The sequence below is a fragment of the Halanaerobium sp. genome (genome assembly GCF_003070835.1).
The window spans coordinates 1-5,233 of the sequence record NZ_QBLR01000247.1 but is presented as its reverse complement, the minus strand read 5'-3'; the positions used below and the strand labels follow the sequence as shown (position 1 = coordinate 5,233).

Sequence of the window (5,233 nt, the reverse complement as noted above, 5' to 3'; positions counted from 1 at the left end):
GAAAAATTCTCCATCCTTGTAATATGGCTGGGTAGGTACCATTAATAAGAAATGGAGAATTGATTAGGGAAATCTATATTAATCCAGTCTGACTGGATTTTTTTAATGTCTAAAGTGTCTCTTACCGGTAAAGACCATTGCAATTCCGAGTTCATTACAGGCTTCTATAACCTGATCATCACGGATTGAACCCCCGGGCTGAATAATTGCTTTAACACCCAGCTCAGCTGCTTTTTCTACAGCATCCGGGAAAGGAAAGAATGCATCAGAGGCTGCAACTCCACCTTCCTGACGGCCTTCAGCTTTACGGCCGGCAATAATCATCGAATCAACTCGACTCATCTGACCGGCACCAACACCAACTATCATCTCATCTTTGGCCATTACAATTGCATTTGATTTAACGTGTTTTACTACCTTCCAGGAAAATAGTAAGTCTTCAATCTGTTCTTTAGTTGGAGCCTTTTCGGTTACTACTTCCAGATCTTCAGCAGCAGTTTGAGCTAAGTCTCTATCCTGTACTAAAAGTCCACCTGTGACCTTTTTCATGCTGTAACCTGGCTTTTCCCGATTAATAGAAAGCTCTCCGGTTTTTAGAATACGCATTTTATCAGAACGTTCTTTTAAGATTTCTAAAGCTTCCGCTTCATAATCAGGAGCAATTACCACCTCAATAAATTTATCCTGATCTGCAATTTCTGCCGCTGCTGCTGTATCAATTTTCCTATTAGCTGCTACAATCGAACCAAAGGCAGATAAGGGATCACCTGCATGTGCATTAATAAAGGCTTCTTTTAAACTATCAGCTGTCGCCATTCCACAGGGATTAGCATGTTTGATTACTGCTGCAGCTGGTTTAGCTTCAAATTCTTTAATTAGTTCCAGAGCACCATCTGTATCGTTGATGTTATTATAGGACATTCCCTTACCGTGCAGCTGCTCAGCTGTAGAAATTGATGGTTCATTCTGCTCAGCTTCCAGGTAAAATGCCGCTTTTTGGTGCGGGTTTTCTCCATAGCGGAGGTCTTCTTTTTTATTATAGAGGTCCAGAAGTGTCTCCGGCATTTCTTCCTTTTCATCAGCCAGCACAATTTCTCCCAGGTACTTCTGGATTCTCTGATCATATTCAGCAGTGTGATGGAAGGCCTTATAGGCAAGTTTTAACTTCTGAGTTTTAGTTAAGCCGCCATTACCAGCCTTCATTTCAGCCAGAAGCTCGTCATAATCAGCCGGATCAACTACAACTGCCACATCATTATTGTTCTTGGCAGCAGAGCGAATCATGGTCGGTCCCCCGATATCAATATTTTCTACTGCTTCTTCTAAAGTCACATCTTCTTTAGCAATTGTTTCAGCAAAGGGATAGAGATTACAGACAACAAGATCAATTGGTTCAATATCTTGAGCTTCAATTTCCTTTAAATGCTGCTCATTATCTCTAACTACTAAAATACCGCCGTGAACAGCGGGATGTAAAGTTTTAACTCTTCCATCCATCATTTCCGGGAAATTAGTCACCTGCTCAATATCTGTAACTTCGACATCATTTTCTTTTAACATCCGGCCTGTCCCACCGGTTGAAATTATCTCTACCCCAAATTCTTTTAAACCCTTCGCAAAATCTACAATACCTTCCTTATTTGAAACACTGATCAATGCTCTTTTAATTTTAGACAAAGTTATTTTTCCTCCTTTAAAATTTTAACTTTTCGTCCTTCGATTTTAATTTTTCCTTCTGCAATTAATTTGACTGCCTCAGGATAAATTCTATGTTCTTCTTTTAAAATTCTGGCTGCCAGATTATCTGCACTGTCATCTGCTTTAACCTCCACCACTGCCTGTTTGATAATTGGGCCGGTATCCATACCCTGATCCACAAAATGAACGGTACAGCCGCTGTATTTAACTCCATAATCCACAGCCTGTTTTTGAGCATCTAAACCTTTAAAAGCAGGTAAGAGTGAAGGATGAATATTGATAATCTGATTTTTAAATTTCTGCACAAAAAGTGGTGAAAGAATCCGCATATATCCCGCCAGAACTACAAGTTCAACTTCTGCATTTTTTAAGAGTCCAATTAACTCTTTTTCGTAATCAGCTTTTGTTTCAAAATGAGTCGGATCAATAAACAGATGCTCTACATTCTCGCGTTCTGCCCTTTTTAAAGCACCTGCATCCTGGTTATCGCTGATTAAGAGTTTAACTTCGGCCGGAATGGCTCCACTCTTGATACTGTCAATAATTGATTGAAAATTTGAGCCTCTGCCTGAGGCAAAAACAGCTAGTTTAAGCATTTTTGCACCTTCTTTATTTTATTTCGAGAGATGTGTCTGCAGCTCCTGCTTTTATTTCACCAATCAGACAGGCCTCTTCTCCCATTTCTGCAAGTTCTTTAAGTATTTTATCTTTATCAGCTTTATCTATAACTAAGGTCATTCCGATTCCCATATTAAAGGTTCTGTACATTTCTTTTTCTGCAATCTCTCCTGCCTGCTGGATCAATTTGAAAATTATCTGCGGCTGCCAGCTGTCTTTTTTGATTTCAGCTTTTAAACCAGCTGGGAGAATGCGCGGTAAGTTCTCTATTAAACCACCACCGGTAATATGAGCAATTCCTTTAAGTTTATATTTTTTAAGCAGAGACAGCACAGTTTTTACATAAATTCTGGTCGGTTTAAGTAATTCTTCTCCTAAATTCTTTTCCAAGCCCTCAACTTCTGCAGTATAGTCAAAACCTGCTTTCTCAAAAAGTGCTGCTCGAGCCAGAGTAAAACCATTGCTGTGCAGTCCATCTGATTTAAGACCGATAACTAAATCACCAGCCTCAATCTCAGCTCCGGTGATAATTTGATCCTGGTCCACAATTCCAACTGCAAACCCTGCCAGATCATATTCTCCCGGCTGATAAAAGCCTGCCATTTCTGCAGTTTCTCCACCAATTAGAGCTGCACCAGCCTCTTTACAGCCGGCTGCAATCCCTTTTACAATCTCAGCAGTTTTTTTCGGCTCCAGTTTTCCAGCTGCCAGATAATCGAGGAAGAATAAAGGTTGAGCTCCCTGAGCCAGTATATCATTAACTGACATGGCTACTAAATCAATGCCAATTGTATTATGAAGATCCAGTTTAAAGGCCAGTTTGAGCTTGGTTCCAACTCCATCTGTACCTGAAACTAAAACTGGATTCTGATAATTGATTAAGTCAGGCTTAAAAAGCCCGCCAAATCCCCCTAATCCAGTCATTACTTCCGGACCAAAGGTTGACTGTACATCTTTTTTGATCAGTTCAACTGCCTGATTGCCGGCATCAATATCGACTCCGGCTTTTTTGTAATCTAAACCCACATTTATTCCTCCTCACTTAAGTAGCGGCGGGCTATCGGATAATCGCCATCAAAACAGGCTGTGCAGAATCCAAGCTCAACCTCAGTTTTAATTGACTGGAGCATCCCTTCCTTACTTAAGTAGTAAAGACTGTCAGCTCCAATTGTTTCACTTATTTCTTCTACAGAACTGCTGCTGGCGATCAGTTCCTGACGGCGTGAGGTATCAAGTCCAAAATAACAGGGATGTTCAACAGGAGGAGAAGAAATAGCCATATGCACTTCTTTCGCTCCTGCTTCCTTGATTCGCCCAATAATTTGTTTGCTGGTTGTTCCTCTGACAATCGAATCATCTATTAAAATCACTTTTTTGTCCTCAATTATTTCTTTAATTGGGGATAGTTTTAGTCTAACTTTTAAATCCCTGATTTCCTGAGTCGGCTGAATAAAAGTTCGTCCCATATAGCGATTTCTTAAAATTCCCTGAGCATAGGGGATTCCTGATTCTTCGGCAAATCCTAAGGCAGCTGCAATTCCCGAATCAGGTACAGGCACCACAATATCTGCCTCAACATCCATCTCCCGGGCCAGCTGTTTCCCCATTTCTTTACGGGCCAGCAGAACATTCTGACCGGAAATATTGCTGTCAGGACGGGCAAAATAGATATATTCAAAAACACAGAGACTGGTTTCATTTTGACCAGTATAACGTCTGCTTTTAATTCCATCTTCACCAATTATAACAACCTCACCTGGGTTAACATCCCGCACAAATTCAGCTCCAATAATATCAAAAGCACAGCTTTCTGAGGCCACAATGTAGCTGTTATCCAGTTTTCCAATTGAAAGTGGTCTAAAACCGCGAGGATCCCGAATAGCAACCAGCTCATCTCTGGTCATTGCCACCAGCGAAAATCCACCCTTTAACTGATGCAGGCTCTGAATCAGAGCTTCAACAATATTATCTTCAAAAGAACGGGCTACCAGGTGAGCAATAACCTCAGTATCTAAAGTAGAATGAAAAATTGAACCATTGCTTTCTAAATTGTTTCTGAGTTCTGCTCCATTGGCCAGATTACCATTATGAGCCAGAGCCAGATCACCTTTCATACTGTTGATTAAAATTGGCTGTGCATTGGCAAGCTTACTGGAACCACTGGTAGAATAACGAACATGGCCGATCGCCATCTCACCTTTTAAATTCCGAATATCTTCTTTTTCAAAAGCACTTTCTACCAGCCCCATATTCTTATGCAGATTGAATTCTCCCTGATAATTGGCACAGATCCCCGCACTTTCCTGGCCCCTGTGCTGCAGGGCAATCAAACCAAGATAGGTTAATTCTGCTGCGCTGCTTTCACCATCAGCATTAAAAATACCAAAAACTCCACATTCTTCGCTCATTTTATCTTTATTTAGATCAGCCTGAATTAACTTTAAATCATTTGAACCCGGCTGAACTCTATTTTTTTGCTTAGAGAAATTACAGCTTTCTCTCATTAATTTTCCTCCCTTTAATACTAAAAAATAATTTGAAATCAATTCTCATCCCTGATCCAACTACCGCCAGGCTGGAAATAAGCTTCTATAAAGTTATGTTTATATTTATTTTTTGAAAGAAAGATATATTTAACGACTCTATAGTTTTATTCCAATTCAACTTAATTCTGATGATTGTTATCCTTCTAACCCATCCGGACGGACTGAAATAAGATAATCAGCTATAAACATTATTAATTAAGAGTTATTTTTTCAAACAGAATATATCGAAAGACCAGGAATTTTAATTAATGAATCTTGATGATAATGAGTATTAAATTGGACTGAAGGACACGAGGTCCTGAACTGACCGCACAGCAGGAGGCTGTGATCGGAAAGGTAGTCCAATTTAATGCGAAATTAGAATCTTAGAT

Annotated in this window: 4 protein-coding genes; all 4 read right to left on the bottom strand. The window is 39.9% G+C overall.

The window, feature by feature from the left end; all coding sequences use genetic code 11:
* Positions 1-102: 102 nt before the first annotated feature.
* From purH to purF, 4 genes are read right to left on the bottom strand one after another with little or no spacing between them, the layout of a single operon-like run.
* The gene (gene purH / locus CI949_RS16515; RefSeq protein ID WP_089722779.1) at positions 103-1,677 is read right to left on the bottom strand and encodes a bifunctional phosphoribosylaminoimidazolecarboxamide formyltransferase/IMP cyclohydrolase; all 1,575 of its coding nucleotides are present in this window, start codon (positions 1,675-1,677) and stop codon (positions 103-105) included.
* Positions 1,678-1,679: 2 nt separating this feature from the next.
* On the bottom strand, positions 1,680-2,294 hold the full coding sequence (gene purN, locus CI949_RS16510) for a phosphoribosylglycinamide formyltransferase (RefSeq protein WP_089722778.1): 615 nt from the start codon (positions 2,292-2,294) through the stop codon (positions 1,680-1,682).
* A 13-nt stretch (positions 2,295-2,307) separates the two neighbouring features.
* Positions 2,308-3,342 (bottom strand): phosphoribosylformylglycinamidine cyclo-ligase, encoded by a 1,035-nt coding sequence (gene purM / locus CI949_RS16505; protein ID WP_089722777.1) that lies wholly within the window; start codon positions 3,340-3,342, stop codon positions 2,308-2,310.
* Positions 3,343-3,344: 2 nt separating this feature from the next.
* On the bottom strand, positions 3,345-4,820 hold the full coding sequence (gene purF, locus CI949_RS16500) for an amidophosphoribosyltransferase (protein ID WP_089722776.1): 1,476 nt from the start codon (positions 4,818-4,820) through the stop codon (positions 3,345-3,347).
* Between the last annotated feature and the right edge of the window lie 413 nt (positions 4,821-5,233).

Coding starts and splice junctions, on each gene's coding strand:
- purN (WP_089722778.1), bottom strand. CDS start 2,294: ATGCTTAAACTAGCTGTTTTTGCCTCAGGCAGAGGCTCAAATTTTCAA.
- purF (WP_089722776.1), bottom strand. CDS start 4,820: ATGAGAGAAAGCTGTAATTTCTCTAAGCAAAAAAATAGAGTTCAGCCG.